Source organism: Streptomyces sp. NPDC039609 (assembly GCF_055596705.1).
Map to the genome: position 1 here is coordinate 142236 of NZ_JBVIUJ010000015.1, position 17174 is coordinate 159409.

Consider the following 17174-nt stretch of genomic DNA (forward strand, 5'->3'; position numbering starts at 1 on the left):
ATGGGCATCTTCAGCAAGCGCCCCGAGACCAACCACGCCGAACAGGACCGGCAGTACCAGCAGGCCAAGCGCGAAGGCGGCCGGCGCCTGAACGAGATCCGCGACCGGATCGGCAACGGCACCGCCACCCGCGAGGACAAGCGCATCTTCAACGCCACGCAGAAGCGCGGCGGACGCATCAAGTAATGCCCTCCGGGGCGGCTCTCTCGCCAAAGATCCGCCGCCCCGGACGGCTCCACCGCTTTCTGATCCAACGGACCCGAAAGGGAAAGCCCATGATGCCCCAGCCCACCACCCCGCGCGTCTGCTCCCACTGCGACGGCTTCCCCGTCGTCCACATCACCACCGGCACCACCACAACGGAAGGGCAGCGCCGCACCCTTCCCGCCTCCTGCCCGGCCTGCAAGGGCACCGGCACCCGCACCGCCCCCGCCGTCCTCGTCCGCGCCGGGAAGTGACCCCCTTGACCGACACCGCCACCGCGGCGGGCCTGAACCCGGCCACCCTGAGCGACCTGCTCCGGGTGGCCGGGTCCCCCGGCTTCGACCGCCTCACCGACCAGATCCGCCGCACCGGAGGCTGCGCCGCCCCCATCCGTCTCTCCGGCGGCACCAAGCTCCTCGACCCCGCCACCAAGACCGTGCTCCACGCCTACAACACCGACGCCGAACCGGGCGGCGTCCTGCGGGTCGCCTGCGGCAACCGCCGTGCCTCCCGCTGCCCCGCCTGCGCCTGGACCTACGCCGGGGACACCTACCCCCTCATCCGCGCCGGCCTCCGGGTGATCCCGCTCCGGAACACCCGTCACACCTGCAGCTCACTCCTGGTCGCCCTCAAGGTCCACCCGAAGGTGGCACAGCGCATCCTGCGGCACTCGCAGATCGCAATGACGATGGAGGTCTACGCCGAAGCGAGCGAGGAAGCTGTACGCGCCGCGATCGGCAAGCTGTCCGACGCCATGGGCGGCACCGGCTGACAGCGATCAACGCGGTTGCTGTACTTCGCTGCTGTATCGCCTGGAAACGCAAGAGGCCCGGACTCTCGTCCGGGCCTCTCACCTGTGTGCACTCGGCAGGATTCGAACCTGCAACCTTCTGATCCGTAGTCAGATGCTCTATCCGTTAAGCTACGAGTGCTTGTGCTTCTCGGCTTTTTTCTTGCCGGTCGGCGTTGCGTGGACAACATTACATGACCTGCGCCGTAGCGCGAAATCCATTAGCTAGACCCCATCTGACCTGCGGAAACGCCATCTGGGGGCTCATCCCGGGATCCGTGCACTCCGCCGGGTGGGTGACCCGCGCAAGGGCGCAGCGGGCCCGCAGGGGGGCCGGAACGACCGAAGCCCCGGCCGTGTGGGCCGGGGCTTCGGGGTGGGGCGGAGGCGGAGGGATTTGAACCCTCGATGGGCTTTAAGACCCAAACCGCATTAGCAGTGCGGCGCCATAGACCGGACTAGGCGACGCCTCCATGCACCTCGCGCGGGCGCGAGTGGTGCGTGCAGATGATGACACAGGCGAGCCGGGTGTCACCAATCGCTTCTCACCGTACTAGCCCTCCCGGGCCGAGAGCAAAGCCCCTCGGCCCATCCCGGTTGCGCAACGAACGGCAGTACGGAGCGTTAGAGGAGACGGGCCCGAGCCCATGGCCCCCACTCGCCTCCCTGGAGTTCGCATGCTGCGCCGCCTCGTACTCGCCACCCTCGCCACCACCGCCGCCGGCGCCACCGGACTCGGGCCCGTGCCGCCGTTGTCGCTGCTGTCGTCGCCCGACGTGCTCACCGTGACGATCAGCAAGAGCGGGCACCCGAAGGCCGACGGCACGTTCCGGCTCGACTGCGAGGGCGAGCCCGGCGGCGACCACCCCGCGGCCGCCCGCGCCTGCGAGCGGCTCACCACGCTCGCGAAGGAGGGGCAGAACCCCTTCAAGCCGGTCACCAAGGACGCCTTCTGCGGGCAGCAGTACGGCGGTCCCGTCGTCGCCCACATCACCGGCGACTGGCAGGGGCGCTCCGTCGACGCCGACTTCTCCCGGGCCAACGGATGCGAGATCGACCGCTGGGAGAACCTGGAGCCCGTACTGCCCCGCGTGCGGGGATGAGGTGAGGATGACGTTCGGATGTTGCCGGGGGCATGAGACCTCCCCCCGCGACCGTCGGCGCTGCCTTTAGACTCCTCGCAGTGACAGGCTGCGGCCCGAGGGGCAAGATGGGGCCGGCCAGCCGGGCAAGGTGCAGTGGGTCAGGGAGGAAGCGTCGTCGTGAGCAGCAGGCCATCCCGAGGCGCTGCTCGCCTCGCAGCCATACTTGACGCCCTCCCCGACGGCCTCGTGCTCGTCAATTGCAACGGCACGGTCGTCAACGCCAACACCATCGCCCTCGGCATGTTCGAGACCCCCGGCACCGCGCTCGTCGGGCGCGGGCTGCTCGATCTGCTGCCCGGCTTCGACTCGCGCCTGATCCCCGGCTCCATGCGGCGCCCCGAGGGAACCGACGAGAGCGGCCGTACGAAGCCGACCCGGATGATCGCCCGCCGGACGGACGGCAGCGAGTTCGCCGTCGAGGTCACCAGCGCCAATCTGGAGGACGGGCGCGAGGCCTACGACTCGTACAGCGCGTACACCGGCGACGAACTGCTCATGCTCGTCGTCCGAGACCTCACCGGCACCCTCGACACCGAGGCCGAACTCGCCCGCTCGCAGCGCCAGACCGAGATGATCCTGCGCGCCGCCGCCGAAGGCGTCGTCGGCACGGACACCGACGGGCGCGTCGTCCTCGTCAACCCCGCCGCCGCGCAGATCCTCGGCTTCCGCGCCAGCGATCTCGGCGGCAAGGAGCTGCACCCGCTGGTCCTGCACTCGCGGGCGGACGGCGAGCCGTTCGCGTACGAGGACTCGCCGCTCGCGGACACGCTCAAGTCGGGGCGCAAGCACCGCGTGCGCGGGCAGGTGCTGTGGGCGAAGAACGGTGCGCAGGTGCCGGTGGACCTGACGACCGCGCCGGTACGTGACGGGGACCAGCTCGTCGGCGCGGTGATGACCTTCACCGACCGCCGGCCCTACGAGCAGCTCGCCAAGGAGCAGGAGACCGAGCGCGCCGGCCTCGCCGAGAAGCACGCCGCCGAACTCGCCGAGCTCAAGAAGAGCCACGAAGAACGCGCGAAGGCGGACAAGGAGCGGTACGAGTCCCTGGCCGGCCGGCACCAGCAGCTGACGGCCGTCCTCGGCGAGTCGCTGCGCGGGCCCCTGGAGGAGCTGCGCACGGAGCTCGCCACGCTCGCCGCCGACGACGCGGGCCAGCTGTGGCCCGAGGCCAACCAGCTCCTGCACCACCTGGCCGCCGGGTACGCCCGGATGACGACGCTCGTGGACAACGTCCTCGGCTATCAGCGGCTGGACGCCGGGGCGGAGACCCTCGGCACGTCCGTCGTCCTGCTCGACGGGGTCGTGACCGCGGGCGTCGACGGGGCCGTGGAACTCATCGGGCCCGGCCGGGCACAGTTCGCCGTGCACGCGCCGCCGATCGAAGCGGAGGTGGACGCGGGACGGCTCGCGACCGCGCTCGCGCATCTCGTCGCGGACGTCGCAGGCGTCGACTCCACCGGCAAGGCCCGGGTCGTACCGGGTGCGGGATACGCCGACTCGACGATCGTGGTGGCGGCGGCGCAGCGCGGCGACGTCGTACGGATCGAGGTGCGCGGCCCGTACGCCGGCGGCGACCCCGTCCACCAGCCGATCGTGCGCGGGATCGTGGCCGCGCACGGCGGTGTCGTGCAGACGCATGAAGTGCCGGGTACGAGCGGCGGCGCGTACGTCCTCGAGGTGCCGCTCGGCGCCGGCAGGGGCACGGTCACCGCTCCGCCCGCTCCGACGGCCCCGGAGACGGCGACGGCGACTGATTCGAAGGCCGAGGCACAGGCCGCTCCGGTCGGTGCGCAGCTCGCGCTGCCCGCGCAGGCCTCGGACACCCAGGGCGGCGGACGGCGGCGCGCCCGCCGGGCGTCCACCGATGCCTTCCTGGAAAGCCCGGTGGCCCCCGAGGGCGCCGGTGCCGGAACCGGTGCCGTCGAGCCGACCGGGCGTCGCCGCGGGCGTACGGAGGAGGCTCCGGCCGCCCCCGCCGAGCTGATCCCCGCCCAGAGCGCGGGCGGTGCCCCTGCTGTCGAGCCGACCGGGCGCCGTCGCGGCCGGCCCGCCGAGGGCTCCGTGGTGACCGCAGCCGAGGGCGCGCAGGGACGTGCCGCGCTCGGGGACGCCGTGCCTCCGCAGGGTGTTCCCGTGCCCGCCCAGGGCGTTCCCGCCGAAGCCCCCGCCCTTGCCCGGGCGGCCCTGCCTGCCGTGGCGAGCGGCGATCAGGCGGCCGAGGAGCGGCCCACCGGTCGGCGGGCGCGTCGCGCTCTCGCCGCGCAGGAGCGGAGCGCTGCCGCCGAGGCCGGGCCGCGTACGCCGTTCGCGCTGCCCCCGGCGGACGCGGACCGTGCTCCGGAGCCCGCGGCACAGCCCGTACCGCAGGCCATCCCCGTACCGCAGGCCATGCCCCTCCCGCAGCCGATGCAGGTGAGCGACGAGGGTCGGCACGACGCCGCGCAGTCCGCACCGGACGCCGACCAGACACCTCCGCAGCCCCACCCGCAGCTCCACCCGCACCCGCAGCCTCTTCCCGAGCCGACCGGTCGGCGTCGTGGGCCGGGCGTCGCCGAGGAGACGCGTACCGGCACCGGATCCGTACCGCTGCCTCCTGAGGTACCCGCAGCCGCTACTCCCGCCGCGCCCCCAGCCCCCGCCGCGACGGCGGTGCCGGCCGCTCCGAAGGACGTGACGCACAGCGGGCGGGCGTTCAGCGTGCGGACGCTCGGGCAGGGCGTGCCCTTCGCCCAGCAGATCGCCGCACAGCAGGCAGGTGCACAGCAGGTCGGTGCGTCGCAGGGCGGTGCGTCGCAGGGCGGTGCGTCGCAGAACGGGCAGAGCAACGGCTCCGGGCGGCGGCGCAAGCTCGCCACCCCGCCCGAGGGCGACCGTCCGGTCCCGGCGCCCGCGCCCGTACCGGCAGCCCCTGCCGCCCCGGCGACGTCCGCGGAACCCGCCGCCAAGGCGCAGCCGAAGCTCGCCGCGCTCGCCCAGGCGGCCCCCGAAGGCCGTTCCTACGCCATAGGGGCGCCCGCAGAGGGTGCCGCCGAGGGCCCCGAACCGCTCGACGGTCCCGGCGGCGCGGTCGAGGTCGCCAACAAGCCGCTGCCGCAGCCCGTCGACGACGAGCTGCCCCCGGAGCCGCTGGACAACCCGCGCCGGCTGCTCGTCTGGCCCGCGCCGGACGTCTCCACGCAGCAGGCGCTGAGCGACCGCGGCTACCGCCCGGTGATCGTCCACTCCCGCGAGGAGGTCGACGCCCAGATCGCCGCCTTCCCGGCCGCGCTCTTCGTCGACCCGCTGACCGGGCCCATCACCCGTACCGCGCTCCAGTCCCTGCGCCAGGCGGCGGTCGCCGCAGAGGTGCCCGTACTGCTCGCGGCCGGGCTCGGACAGGCGACGCGGGAGGCTGCGTACGGCGCCGATCCCGCCGTACTGCTCAAGGCGCTGGCGCCCCGCGACAGCGAGCAGCACCCCTCGCGCGTGCTGCTCATCGAGGAGAACGACCACATCGCGCAGGCGCTGGGGGCGACCCTGGAGCGGCGCGGGATGCAGGTGGCCCGGGCCGCGGCGGACACCGACGCGGTCACACTGGCCACGCAGATCCGGCCGAACCTGGTGGTGATGGACCTGATGCAGGTGCGCCGTCGCCGGGCCGGGATCATCGACTGGCTGCGGGCGAACGGGCAGCTGAACCGCACGCCGCTCGTCGTCTACACCTCGTCGGACCTCGACGAGGCCGAGCTGCCGACGCTGTCGTCCGGCGAGACGGTCCTCTTCCTGGCCGAGCGTTCGAACAGCAACGAGGTGCAGGCCCGGATCGTGGACCTGCTCGCGAAGATAGGGACCAACTGAGAAGGAGGGGGAGCGGTGTTCACCACCGCTCCCCCTCCTTCGTAAGACCCTCCGTCAGGCCTTCCGTAAGACCCTCCGTCAGACCTTCCTCAGGGCCTACAGCTGGGTCACGTCCAGCTCACCCTCCGCGTACTGCCTGCGGATGACCTTCTTGTCGAACTTGCCGACGCTCGTCTTCGGCACCGCGGACACGATCGCCCAGCGCTCCGGGAGCTGCCACTTGGCGATCCCGCCCTCGTCGGCGAGGAAGGCCTTCAGCGTCTCGTAGTCCGCCGTGGCACCGTCCTTGAGCACGACGGTCGCGAGCGGGCGCTCGCCCCACTTCTCGTCCGGTACGGCCACGACCGCGGCCTCGGCGACCTCGGGGTGCGCCATGATCGCGTTCTCGAGCTCGACGCTCGAGATCCACTCGCCGCCGGACTTGATGACGTCCTTGGCGCGGTCGGTGAGCGTGAGGAAGCCGTCCGGGCTGATGACGCCGACATCGCCGGTCTTCAGCCAGCCGTCCTCGCTGAACTTGTCGGCGGGACGGATCGGCTCGCCGTCGGCGCCGCCGAAGTACGCGCCCGCGATCCAGGTACCGCGCACCTCCAGCTCACCGGCCGACTCGCCGTCCCAGGGCAGGTGTTCGCCGCCCGGGCCGACCAGGCGGGCCTCGACGCCGGCCGGGAAGCGGCCCTGCGTGATGCGGTACGGCCACTCCTCCTCGGCGGTCAGCCCGGCCGGCGGGTGGGCCATGGTGCCGAGCGGGGAGGTCTCCGTCATGCCCCAGGCGTGACAGAGGCGGACGCCGAGCCTGTCGTACGCCTCCATGAGGGAGGGCGGACAGGCCGCGCCGCCGATGGTGACCTGCTTCATGGAGGAGAGGTCGCGGGGGTTGGCGGTGACCTCGGCGAGCAGGCCCTGCCAGATGGTGGGGACGGCTGCGGCGTGGGACGGCTTCTCGCGCTCGATCATCTCGGCGAGCGGGGCGGGCTGCAGGAAGCGGTCCGGCATGAGCATGTTGATGCCGGTCATGAACGTGGCGTGCGGCAGGCCCCAGGCGTTGACGTGGAACTGCGGGACGACGACCAGGGTCGTGTCCTTGCCCGTCAGGCCCATCGACTCGGCCATGTTGACCTGCATGGAGTGCAGGTAGATGGAGCGGTGCGAGTAGACGACGCCCTTCGGGTCGCCGGTGGTGCCGGAGGTGTAGCACATGGCGGCGGCCGAACGCTCGTCGATCTCGGGCCAGTCGAAGGTGGTGGGGCGGCCCGCGATCAGCTCCTCGTAGTCGTGCACGCGGGGCGTCACGCCGTCCAGCGCGGAGCGGTCTCCGGGGCCCGCGACCACGATGTGCTCGATGGTCGGCAGGTGGGGGAGGAGCGGCACGAGGAGGGGGAGCAGCGAACCGTTGACGAGGACGACCCGGTCGTCGGCGTGGTTGACGATGAACGCCAGCTGCTCGGGGGGAAGCCGCAGGTTGAGGGTGTGCAGGACCGCGCCCATGGACGGGATCGCGAAGTACGCCTCGACATGCTCCGCGTTGTTCCACATCAGGGTGGCGACGCGCTGGTCGCCGGTCACGCCGAGCTCGTCGCGCAGGGCGTTCGCCAGCTGGCTCGCGCGGGCTCCCGCCTCCGCGAACGTGCGGCGCTGCGGCTCGGGCTCACCCGTCCAGGTGGTGATCAGTGACTTCCCGTGGATCGTCATCCCGTGCTTCAGGATGCGGGTCACGGTCAGCTGTACGTCCTGCATGGTGCTCAGCACGGCGTCCTCCCGGTGGGCGCTACGTGGCAGTAAGGGTGTGGAGATTCTGCGCACGTACCGCTCGGTATGTCACTACCCGGGAGTAGGGAAATTGCCAGTGATTACTGGCGGATGTGGTGTCCTCCGCGCGCGGTCACGGCACGGGGCGCGTGCCAGCACGGTTCGGGGGCGGGTGTCGCACCGTGCGGGGGGTGTGTCGCACCGTGCGGGGGGTGTGCCGCACCGTGCGGGGTGCGTGCCGCACCGTGCGGGGTGCGTGCCGTCACCGCAGTGCAAAGTGCACGCCGGCACCGTACGGGGCGCATGCCGTCACCGTACGGGTGCTCGCGGTCACCGTACGGGCGTCAGTTCCGGGTCCTCGCGGAGCTTGCCGAGCGCGCGGGAGACGGCGCTCTTGACCGTGCCGATCGAGACGCCGAGCACCTCCGCCGTCTGTGCCTCGCTGAGGTCCTCGTAGTACCGCAGGACGACCATCGCCCGCTGGCGGTCGGGGAGCTTCATGACCGCGCGCCACATGGCGTCGTGGAGTACCTGCCGCTCGGCCGGATCCGGCTCGGGCAGCCCGGCGGGCTCCGGCAGCTCCTCGCAGGCGAACTCGTCGACCTTGCGCTTGCGCCACTGGGACGTCCGGGTGTTCAGCAGGGCCCGGCGGACGTAGCCGTCCAGCGCGCGGTGGTCCTCGATCCGCTCCCAAGCCACGAACGTCTTGGTGAGGGCGGTCTGCAGCAGATCCTCGGCGTCGCAGGGGTTGGCGGTGAGGGAGCGCGCCGTGCGCAGCAGGACGGGCCCGCGGGCCCGGACGTACGAGGAGAACGACGGGTAGCCGGCGGTCGTCACGGCGGTCCCGAGGGCGGCCGTGGAGGCGCCGGCGCAGACGGGGCCAGAAGGTGGCGGAGTCATGACTCCACGCTAGGAGCGGGGACTCGTCCGGGGATCGGCCCCAGGGACCGACCCGCACTCCGCCTCAGGTTGTAGGGGTGGGGATGGTTGGACCTCCTGAAGGTGGAGAGGGGGGTACGAGGGCCTCAGGGTCGGGGCGGGCGGGCACGTCATCGGGCACGGCGCCGAGCGGGCGGTGAGTCGTCGGCCGCGGGGCGCCCATGGGGGGGCCACGTCGTCGGGCGCGGGGCCGGCCGCGGACGAATGCCGACGCGGGCGGGGGCGGATGCGGGTGCGGCACGGGCGGGTGCCGACGCCGGCGGGTGCGGCGCGGGTGGGTGCGGTGCGGCACGGGCGGATGCGGTGCGGCACGGACGGATGCCGACGCCGGCGGGTGCGGGTGCCAGCGCGGGGCGGATGCGAGGGCGGGTGCGGGTGCCAGCGAGGGCGGATGCGGCGCGGCGGGTGCGGATGCCACGCGGGGCGGGTGCGGGTGTCAGCGCGGGCGGCCCGGTGCCGGCGCGCGGGCGGGCCCTCTGTCCGGCCTCAGTCGTCGGCGCCCAGGATCAGGCCCGATGTGGGGACCCCTGTGCCCGCCGTGACCAGCGCCCTGGACGCGCCGGGTATCTGGTTCACGGACGTGCCCCGCACCTGACGCACGGCCTCCGCGATGCCGTTCATCCCGTGCAGATACGCCTCCCCCAGCTGGCCTCCGTGCGTGTTCAGCGGCAGCGCGTCCGCCGCCACGAAGTCGGCCGCCTCCCCCCGTCCGCAGAAGCCGAACTCCTCCAGCTGCATGAGGACGAACGGGGTGAAGTGGTCGTAGAGGATGGCCACGTCGATGTCACCGGGCGCGAGCCCCGCCGTCCGCCACAGCTGTCCTGCCACGACCCCCATCTCCGGCAGGCCGGTCAGCTCGTCCCGGTAGAAGCTGGTCATCGCCTCCTGGTTGCGGCCGGCTCCCTGGGCGGCGGCGACGATCACCGCGGGCGGCCGGCGCAGGTCGCGGGCGCGCTCGGCGGAGGTGACGACGATCGCCTGTCCGCCGTCGGTCTCCTGGCAGCAGTCGAGGAGCCGGAGCGGCTCGACTATCCAGCGCGAGGCGGCGTGGTCGGCGAGGGTGATCGGTTTGCCGTAGAAGTAGGCGGCGGGGTTACGGGCCGCGTGCCGGCGGTCGGTGACGGCGACGTGCCCGAAGGCGTCCGGGGTCAGCCCGTACGTGTGGAGGTAGCGCTGGGCGATCATGGCGACCCAGGAGGCCGGGGTGAGCAGTCCGAAGGGGAGCTGCCAGCCGAGCGCTGCGCCTTCGGCGGAGGGCTCGCGCTGCTGGACCCCGGAGCCGAAGCGCCGCCCGGAACGTTCGTTGAACGCCCGGTAGCAGACGACGACGTCGGCGACCCCGGCAGCGACGGCGAGGGCGGCCTGCTGGACGGTGGCGCAGGCGGCCCCGCCTCCGTAGTGGATGCGGGAGAAGAAGGACAGCTCGCCGATGCCGGCCGCCTGGGCGACGGTGATCTCGGGGTTGGTGTCCATGGTGAAGGTGACCATGCCGTCGACGTCGGCGGGGGTGAGCCCGGCATCGTCGAGTGCCGCCTGCACGGCCTCGACGGCGAGCGTGAGCTCGCTGCGGCCGGAGTCCTTGGAGAACTCGGTCGCCCCGATGCCGACGATGGCGGCGCGGCCGCCGAGACGGTCAGCACTGCGGATGCTCATACGCCCGCTCCGTTCGCTCGCGACTCCGGCCCTGCCTCTGGCGCCGGTCCAGGGCCTGGCCCTGGCCCTGGACCCAGCCCTGACCCAGGCCCGGCCCCCGGCTCCGGCCTGAGCTCCCGCCCCGGCGTGACCTCGCGCGCCGGCATGAGCTCACGCCCCGGCAGGTCGAGCGTCACCGTGCCCGTGACGTGGTGACCCAGGCCGTTCGCGCCGATCACCCGCACCTGGACCGTGACCCCGTCGATCACCGTCACCGTCCCCGTCAACGTCATCGTGTCGCCTGGGTAGTTGGGTGCACCGAGTCGTATCGCCACCTTCCGGAGCACCGCGTCGGGGCCGAAGTGGTCGGTGATGTACCGCCCCACCAGACCGTTGGTCGTCAGGATGTTCATGAAGATGTCCGGGGAGCCCTTCTCCCTCGCCAGCTCCGCGTCGTGGTGCACGTCCTGGTAGTCCCGCGATGCGACGGCCCCGGCGACGATGAGGGTGCGTGTGATCGGGATGGTCAGCGGTGGCAGTGCGTCCCCGGCCTTCACGACAGGTCTCCGTTCGCGATCAGGTCGCCGAGTTCGGCGAGGAGTTCGGTACCGCAGCCGAGATACGCGTCGAGCTGCCTGCCCCACAGGAAGTGCCGGTGGACGGGGTGGTCGAGGTCGGCGCCCATGCCGCCGTGCAGATGCTGTCCCGCGTGGACGACCCGTTTGCCCGCCTCGGACGCCCACCAGGCGGCGGTCAGCGCGTGTTCGGCCCCCGGCAGGCCCTGGTCGTACCGCCATGCCGCCTCGTAGGCGGTGACCCGGATCGCCTCGGTGTCCATGTAGGCGTCGGCGGCACGGAGTTGGACCGCCTGACGGGTGGCGAGCGGGCGCCCGAACTGCTGCCGTACCGACGTGTACGCCACCGCCCGGGCCAGCGACCCGGCACAGACCCCGGCCTGGAGCCCGGCAAACGCGATCCGGGCCGCCGTCAGCACCCCCGCGCGGGCGTCGGCGCCGCCGATCCGCTCGCCGCGGGCGCCGTCGAGGACGAGTCGGCCGGCGGCCCAGGGCGCCGTGAGCTCGACGGGTGCCACGGCGGCCTCGGCCGTCGGCACGAGCCGGAGGGCGCCGTCGTCGTCCGCCACGAGGACATGGGTGGCGTCCCTGAGCCAGGGCACCCACTCCACGGCCCCGGTGAGCGAGCCGTCGCACGCGGCCCGGACATGCCCCGAGGGAGGGAACGCGCCGGTCACCACCGTCGTACCGTCCCGGAGCCCCGGTAGCAGCCGCTCGCGCTGCTCCTCCGTGCCGTGCCGGGCGACGGCGAGGACCCCGTACACACAGCTCGCGGTGAACGGCACCTGCGCCGTCGTCCGCCCCTGCTCCTCGGCGATCAGCACCAGGCCGAGAAGCCCGGTCTCCTCGACCGCGCCCGGCAGCCCGGCCCCGCACAGGGCCTTCCACAGCTCGGCGTCCGTGTCCGTGCCGGCTGTCGTGAGCCGCTCGTGCGTGGCGAGATCGCCGAAGATCCGCGCCGCCAGCTCCTGGGCGGCGGCCTGCTCCTCCGTGGGCGTGAAGTCCATCTCAGCCTTCACCCCCGTCCCGCGCCCGGAACACGGGCAGCTCCAGCTCCTCGTCCACGCGGAGGAACTCCAGCCGGACCGGCATCCCGATCCGGACCTTGTCGTACGGCACGCCGACCACGTTGCTGACGATCCGGACGCCCTCGGCCAGTTCGATCAGTCCGACCGCGTAGGGACCCGCCGCGTCAGCGGCATGATCGGACACCGTGAAGGCGGGGAACGGCGGGTGGTGCATCACCACGTACGAGAAGACGGTCCCCGAGCCGCTCGCCTCGACGGTGTCCCACTCCCGCGAGCCGCAGGCGTTGCAGCCCGGGAGCCAGGGGAAGCGGAGCGTCGCGCAGTCCCCGCAGCGCTGGACGAGCAGACGGTGCGCGGCGACGCCCTCCCAGAATCCGGCGTTGTCCCGGTTGATCACCGGGCGGGGCCGCTTCGCCGCGGGCGCGCCGCCTCCCTTCGGCTTCGGTGCCGCCGGCGCGTACTTGAGGATGCGGAAGCGGTGCGTGCCCGCGAGTTCGCCGTCCGCCCGGACGTCCATCCGGGTCGTGACGAAGTACCCCGTCCCCAGCTTGGTGGTCTTGCGCTCCGACACCGACTCGATCACCGCGTCGAAGGTGATCGCGTCGCCGGGCCGCAGCGGCCGCAGATACTCCTGCTCGCAGTCGGTGGCGACCACGGAGGTGTATCCGGCGACGTCGAGGAGCGCGAGCAGCTCGTCGTACGCCCCGGAGCGGCCGGTGTGCCCGGAGAGTCCACCCATCGTCCACGCCTGGAGCATCGTCGGCGGGGCGACGGCCTCCGGTCCCGCGTACGCCGGGTTGGTGTCGCCCATGGCCTCGCACCAGTGCCTGATCATGGGTTCGTTGACCAGGTCCTTGCCGGCCCCCGCGGTGGCGGCCGGCCGCCCTTCGTAGGCCTTCAGCCCGCCATGGATCTCCTTCGCCCCTTCGTGGCTCTCCTTCGCCCCGCCATGGCTCTCCTTCGCCCCGCTGTGGATGTCCTTCACCGCCGCCCCCCTTCCCGCTTCGTACCGCTCATGCCGAGTCGCATCGTCGCGACGATCTCGCGCTGCACCTCGCTCACCCCTCCCCCGAAGGTGTTGATCTGCGCGGCGCGGTTCATCCGCTCGAGCTCACCGCCGTCGACCTCTCCCGGCGACCCCGCCCGCACCGTCCCCGCCCCGCCCGCGATCTCCTGACATATTCGGTACACCTCGACCGCCGATTCGGTTCCCGCGAACTTCACGCCGCTCGCGTCTCCGGGGGCCAGCCGGCCCGCCCCCACATCCCCCACCAAACGCCAGTTGAGCAGGCGTGTTGCCGCGAGCCGGGCATGTGCCTCGGCCGCCCGGATCCGTATCCACGGCTCGTCAATGCGGCGCCGCCCCGTCACCGGATCGGGTGTGGCGGCCCGGCGGAGCACCGCCTCGTAGAAGTCCTCGGCCTGCATCCCGATCGCGGCGAGCGCGACCCGCTCGTGGTTGAGCTGGTTGGTGATCAGCCCCCAGCCGCCGTTCTCCTCCCCGACGAGGTTCGTGGCCGAGACGCGGATCCCGTCGTAGTACGTCGCCGTCGTCGTCAGTCCGCCGACGGTCTCGATCGGCGTCCACGAGAACCCCGGGGAATCCGTCGGGACCAGGACGATGGAGATCCCGCGGTGTTTGGGGGCCTCGGGGTCCGTGCGGCAGGCGAGCCAGATCCAGTCGGCATTGTGGGCGTTCGAGGTGAAGATCTTCTGCCCGTCGATCCGCCAGGAGTCCCCGTCCCGCACCGCCTTCGTACGGAGCGAGGCCAGGTCGGTGCCGGCCTCCGGCTCGCTGTACCCGATGGCGAAGACGGTCTCGCCGCGCAGGATCCGGGGCAGGAAGTACGCCTTCTGCTCCTCGGTGCCGTACCGCATCAGGGTCGGGCCGACGGTGTTGAGGGTGACCATGGAGACGGGCGCGCCGGCCCGGTAGGCCTCGTCGAAGAAGACGAACTGCTCGTCGGGCCCGCGCCCCTGCCCTCCGTACTCCTCCGGCCAGCCGAGCCCGAGACGGCCGTCGCCGCCGATCCTGCGGAGGAGCCGGCGCTGGCCCTCGGCGTCGGTGGGGGAGGGCGGGCCGTCGGGCATCACGTCGCGGAAGTACGCGCGGAGTTCGGCGCGCAGCCGTAGCTGCCGCTCGGTCGGGGCGAGGTGCACGACGACGGCCTCCCGGGGTGATGACTAAGGTTTCTGACTGTCCGTCAGATAACCTGGCCGTGTCAAGGTCACGGAGAGGGGGACGCACGCAGGGGCGCGCGCACCGACGGCCCGCACCCGCCCGAACCGTCGGCACGCACGGGAACGGCCCGCGCGAGGCACCGAAGTGCCGCCGCGCGGGCCGCCGTTCACCCCTCAGTCATACCCCCCGTCGGGCCGGACCCCGCCGACTGTCGGCTAGTACCACCAGGGATGGAAGTTGACGACCGAGTTCGACTGGCCGATGGAGGTGAACCCGGAGCCGTTCACACTCGCGGTGTTGTTCTGATTCGAGGCGCCGGAGCCGGTGGCCACCTGCTGCGTGGTGGTCGAATTGCCGAAGTTGTCGCCACCCACGCCGCTGCCGACGATGGTGGCAACGCTCGTGTTCGATCCGTCGTCCGCGAAGCCACCGTTGTCGGCGTGCGCCACACCGCTGAAGAGCGCGGCAGCCAGGGGCAGGGCGGCGGCAGCGGCGAGGACGCGGGCGGTACGGATGCTTGCCATGTCATTTCCTCCAGAAACGGAACTGCGGCTGAAGTTCGGAAGCACTCAAATACGGCTTGCTCCAAGGCAGTTGGCCGACCGCCTCGGTCGTTGGGCTCGACGTCGCGACTCCAGAGTTGCCCACACAATCCCCGGCGAACCACCCTTCAGCGACTGATTCCCCCTCAAGCGTGAGGACAAGTCGATAAACCCCCTTCACGCACCCAAAAGCCCAGCTCACCGCCCCTATGGCGAGGTCACGCCACCGCGAGCCGCGCCACGGCAAGGGAGGAAGCGTTCCGGCAGATTTTCAGCCAATCCTCCCCTCTTCCTTTCTTCGAACGCTTGTACGAAACTGGGTGCATGGCCACCTCTGACCGGCGCTCCGCCACCCTGGCCCTGGCCCACGCCCTGTCTGCTGCAGAGCGCGGGCTCCCCGTCATCCCCCTGTCCGCCACGAAACTCCCGGCCCTGCGCTCACCGCACCGGGACGACCCGCGCCCGGCCCCCTGCCACGGGGAATGCGGCCGGCCGGGACACGGAGTGCACGACGCGACCACCGACCCCGCCGCTGTACGGGCGCTGTTCGCCGCCGCCCCCTGGGCGACCGGCTACGGCATCGCGTGCGGGCGCCCGCCACACCACCTCATCGGCGTCGACCTCGACGTGACCCACTCGGACACGCCCGCGGACGCCACGGCCGAGCTGCGCCACCTGGCCCTCCAGCACCTGTTCACCCTTCCGCCCACGGTCACGGTGCTCACCCCGAGCGGCGGCCGCCATCTGTGGCTCACCGGCCCGCCGGGCGTCGTGGTCCCCAACTCGGCGAGCCGCCTCGCCCCCGGCATCGACATCCGCGGCGCCGGCGGCTACCTCGTGGGGCCTGGTTCGGTGACCGCCAAGGGCGCGTACCGGCTGGCTCCGGGCAGCGCGAACCTCGACCCGGCTCCCTGCCCACGCGCCCTCCTGAGCCTGATCGCGCCCCCCACACCACCCCCACGCCCCGACGACGACCCGACCGGCCCACGCCGGGGCACTCGCCACGGCCGGGGCCTGGTCCACTTCGTCCTGACGGCCCACGAGGGCCAGCGCAACACCCGCCTGTTCTGGGCGGCCTGCCGGGCGTACGAGAACGGCCTCGGCGACGCGCTCACGGACGAGCTCACCACGGCGGCGATCCGTACGGGACTGACCGAACGCGAGGCCCGAGCCACGATCATGTCGGCGGCCCGCCTGACCGCCCACTGAACCGACGCCGACAGCACCGGCCGCTCCTTCGCGGGGCGGCCGTCATCGTCCCGCTCTTCGGACGGCAGATCGGACGGCAGATCGGGCGGGCTTCGAGATGTCCCCTTCGATGTCTGGCAGCAGACTTGATTCGACCCACTGTTTCTGCCGACCGGAGTCACCATGACGGACCTCAAGCTGGAGCAGAAGCGCTCGCTGTCGCGCCTCGAAGCGGCCGACCAGCTCACCGCGCTCGCGGACGCGCTGCGGAAGGGCGGGGAGGCCGAACTGGAACTCGGCTTCGGAAGCCTGAGCCTGCGGATCCCCGACGACCTCGAGAGCGAGGTGGAGATCGAGGTCGAGGACGGGGAGATCGAGCTGGAGATCGAACTCACCTGGTCGACAGGTCGATCCCGGACGGCACCCTCGAAGACCGAGACCGCCAAGAGCGCGGCGACCGGGACGACCAAGACCGCACCCGCCAAGAAGGCGGCTCCCCGAAAGCCGAAGAGCACGTCCGCGAAGCCGGCACGAACCACCGGGACCAGCGGGACCAGAACCGCCAAGCGTCCCGCCAAGAAGACGTCCTGAATCGGTTCGTGAAAGGAGGGCGTCATCCCCGCCGGGCAGAGCGTAGAGGTACGCGCCAAGCCGCTTGGCTGACGAGGGAGCCAACGCCAGGAGGCGCCGTTGGCTGCGCCCTAGGTTGGATCTTGTGGCTGTGCTGACAAGTTGTGCCACTCGTGACCGCATCCGCCGGCGCAGTGCAGCGCCCGTCGGCGCGTATCGGCGATGCCGAAAAGGGCGACGAGCAGGCGAAACGACTTCGTGAGTTCGTAAGCGGGAAGGTGTTCCATCCCGAAGCGCCACTTCGTGAGCATCACCGCAGGCGTGTGGGTGGGGCGAATGCCAGAGCGCGCGATGCTCTCCGGCACATCGTCCTCGCGAGCACGAGCCTGACCACAGAACAGCACCAGCGCGTGCATGGCCTTGCGCTGGTCCTCCTCCGAAAGGCCCTCGAACCACTCGACACCCTCAGCCGTCGGTCTGAGGCCTTGCGCGAGTTCGTTGAGGATCACCTCATGTGCGTACAACACAGCCTCCCGCCCCATGCGATCAGTCCGACCGTACGTCCATGACCGCCCGCGAGCCGCACATCGTCGCGCACGCCAGTGATCCGCCCCCCTCGAACCCGGCGATCTCATGGCCCCGGATGCGCGCGTGGCGCTCAGCATCTCGCCGCAGAGCCGCTTCCCCGTTCGAGTGCGTGTCGGCTGTGCGAAGAAACGTGCAGAACGGCCGTTACCCGGGCCCGCCACCCGATCGGCAGAGTGCGCCGGGTGGCGCGACCGGTAGTGCGCCG

General features: G+C 72.0%; 15 protein-coding genes, 2 tRNA genes and 1 pseudogene. 7 read left to right on the forward strand and 11 right to left on the reverse strand.

Annotated features, from left to right (window positions below):
- The 3 genes from ACZ561_RS34585 (at position 1) to ACZ561_RS34595 (ending at position 976) form a co-directional block, all read left to right on the forward strand.
- Entirely contained in the window at positions 1-186 is a 186-nt protein-coding gene (locus tag ACZ561_RS34585; RefSeq protein WP_471002886.1) for a hypothetical protein, read from the forward strand.
- Positions 187-275: 89 nt separating this feature from the next.
- The gene (locus ACZ561_RS34590) at positions 276-458 is read left to right on the forward strand and encodes a hypothetical protein (protein WP_471002889.1); all 183 of its coding nucleotides are present in this window, start codon (positions 276-278) and stop codon (positions 456-458) included.
- 65 nt (positions 459-523) lie between these two features.
- Positions 524-976 (forward strand): replication initiator, encoded by a 453-nt coding sequence (locus ACZ561_RS34595; RefSeq protein WP_471002952.1) that lies wholly within the window; start codon positions 524-526, stop codon positions 974-976.
- An 87-nt stretch (positions 977-1063) separates the two neighbouring features.
- Here ACZ561_RS34595 and ACZ561_RS34600 read toward each other — a convergent pair.
- A tRNA-Arg gene (locus ACZ561_RS34600) sits at positions 1064-1136 on the reverse strand.
- 240 nt (positions 1137-1376) lie between these two features.
- Positions 1377-1467, reverse strand: a tRNA-Ser gene (locus ACZ561_RS34605).
- A gap of 204 nt (positions 1468-1671) precedes the next feature.
- On the opposite strand from ACZ561_RS34605, the gene ACZ561_RS34610 reads away from it, so the two are divergent.
- Positions 1672-2097: an SSI family serine proteinase inhibitor gene (locus tag ACZ561_RS34610; RefSeq protein WP_471002892.1), complete on the forward strand. Its 426-nt coding sequence runs from the start codon at positions 1672-1674 to the stop codon at positions 2095-2097.
- 159 nt (positions 2098-2256) lie between these two features.
- Positions 2257-5976, forward strand: a complete 3720-nt coding sequence (locus ACZ561_RS34615; protein ID WP_471002895.1) for a PAS domain-containing protein — start codon at positions 2257-2259, stop codon at positions 5974-5976.
- Between the two features lie 96 nt (positions 5977-6072).
- Here the strand turns inward: ACZ561_RS34615 and ACZ561_RS34620 are convergent, their stop codons facing one another.
- The 8 genes and pseudogenes from ACZ561_RS34620 to ACZ561_RS34655 all read right to left on the reverse strand — a co-directional run bounded on the left by ACZ561_RS34620 (position 6073) and on the right by ACZ561_RS34655 (position 14605).
- Entirely contained in the window at positions 6073-7725 is a 1653-nt protein-coding gene (locus ACZ561_RS34620) for a long-chain fatty acid--CoA ligase (RefSeq protein ID WP_471002898.1), read from the reverse strand.
- Between the two features lie 330 nt (positions 7726-8055).
- Positions 8056-8625, reverse strand: a complete 570-nt coding sequence (locus ACZ561_RS34625; protein WP_376443126.1) for a SigE family RNA polymerase sigma factor — start codon at positions 8623-8625, stop codon at positions 8056-8058.
- A gap of 525 nt (positions 8626-9150) precedes the next feature.
- Positions 9151-10317 (reverse strand): lipid-transfer protein, encoded by a 1167-nt coding sequence (locus tag ACZ561_RS34630; protein ID WP_471002902.1) that lies wholly within the window; start codon positions 10315-10317, stop codon positions 9151-9153.
- Between the two features lie 158 nt (positions 10318-10475).
- Positions 10476-10853, reverse strand: a pseudogene (locus tag ACZ561_RS34635) (MaoC family dehydratase); the annotation flags it as partial.
- Entirely contained in the window at positions 10850-11878 is a 1029-nt protein-coding gene (locus ACZ561_RS34640; RefSeq protein ID WP_471002905.1) for an acyl-CoA dehydrogenase family protein, read from the reverse strand. The pseudogene ACZ561_RS34635 and the gene ACZ561_RS34640, both read right to left, overlap by 4 nt.
- A gap of 1 nt (position 11879) precedes the next feature.
- Positions 11880-12812 (reverse strand): bifunctional MaoC family dehydratase N-terminal/OB-fold nucleic acid binding domain-containing protein, encoded by a 933-nt coding sequence (locus tag ACZ561_RS34645; protein WP_471002955.1) that lies wholly within the window; start codon positions 12810-12812, stop codon positions 11880-11882.
- A 68-nt stretch (positions 12813-12880) separates the two neighbouring features.
- Positions 12881-14059, reverse strand: coding sequence for an acyl-CoA dehydrogenase family protein (locus ACZ561_RS34650; RefSeq protein WP_471002908.1), 1179 nt, complete (start codon positions 14057-14059; stop codon positions 12881-12883).
- A 237-nt stretch (positions 14060-14296) separates the two neighbouring features.
- Positions 14297-14605, reverse strand: a complete 309-nt coding sequence (locus ACZ561_RS34655) for a hypothetical protein (protein ID WP_471002911.1) — start codon at positions 14603-14605, stop codon at positions 14297-14299.
- Positions 14606-14947: 342 nt separating this feature from the next.
- Between ACZ561_RS34655 and ACZ561_RS34660 the strand changes: the two genes are divergently transcribed.
- Positions 14948-15832, forward strand: coding sequence for a bifunctional DNA primase/polymerase (locus ACZ561_RS34660; protein ID WP_471002914.1), 885 nt, complete (start codon positions 14948-14950; stop codon positions 15830-15832).
- A 162-nt stretch (positions 15833-15994) separates the two neighbouring features.
- Positions 15995-16402, forward strand: coding sequence for an amphi-Trp domain-containing protein (locus tag ACZ561_RS34665; protein ID WP_471002917.1), 408 nt, complete (start codon positions 15995-15997; stop codon positions 16400-16402).
- Positions 16403-16512: 110 nt separating this feature from the next.
- Here the strand turns inward: ACZ561_RS34665 and ACZ561_RS34670 are convergent, their stop codons facing one another.
- A complete protein-coding gene (locus tag ACZ561_RS34670) occupies positions 16513-16890 on the reverse strand; it encodes a DUF5958 family protein (RefSeq protein ID WP_471002920.1) in 378 nt (125 codons plus the stop codon).
- Positions 16891-17174: the final 284 nt, after the last annotated feature.

Bases quoted from the DNA above. Each gene is read 5' to 3' on its own strand.
- ACZ561_RS34610 (WP_471002892.1), top strand. From the start codon at position 1,672: ATGCTGCGCCGCCTCGTACTCGCCACCCTCGCCACCACCGCCGCCGGC.
- ACZ561_RS34590 (WP_471002889.1), top strand. From the start codon at position 276: ATGATGCCCCAGCCCACCACCCCGCGCGTCTGCTCCCACTGCGACGGC.
- ACZ561_RS34625 (WP_376443126.1), bottom strand. From the start codon at position 8,625: ATGACTCCGCCACCTTCTGGCCCCGTCTGCGCCGGCGCCTCCACGGCC.
- ACZ561_RS34660 (WP_471002914.1), top strand. From the start codon at position 14,948: ATGGCCACCTCTGACCGGCGCTCCGCCACCCTGGCCCTGGCCCACGCC.
- ACZ561_RS34640 (WP_471002905.1), bottom strand. From the start codon at position 11,878: ATGGACTTCACGCCCACGGAGGAGCAGGCCGCCGCCCAGGAGCTGGCG.
- ACZ561_RS34630 (WP_471002902.1), bottom strand. From the start codon at position 10,317: ATGAGCATCCGCAGTGCTGACCGTCTCGGCGGCCGCGCCGCCATCGTC.
- ACZ561_RS34655 (WP_471002911.1), bottom strand. From the start codon at position 14,605: ATGGCAAGCATCCGTACCGCCCGCGTCCTCGCCGCTGCCGCCGCCCTG.
- ACZ561_RS34665 (WP_471002917.1), top strand. From the start codon at position 15,995: ATGACGGACCTCAAGCTGGAGCAGAAGCGCTCGCTGTCGCGCCTCGAA.
- ACZ561_RS34585 (WP_471002886.1), top strand. From the start codon at position 1: ATGGGCATCTTCAGCAAGCGCCCCGAGACCAACCACGCCGAACAGGAC.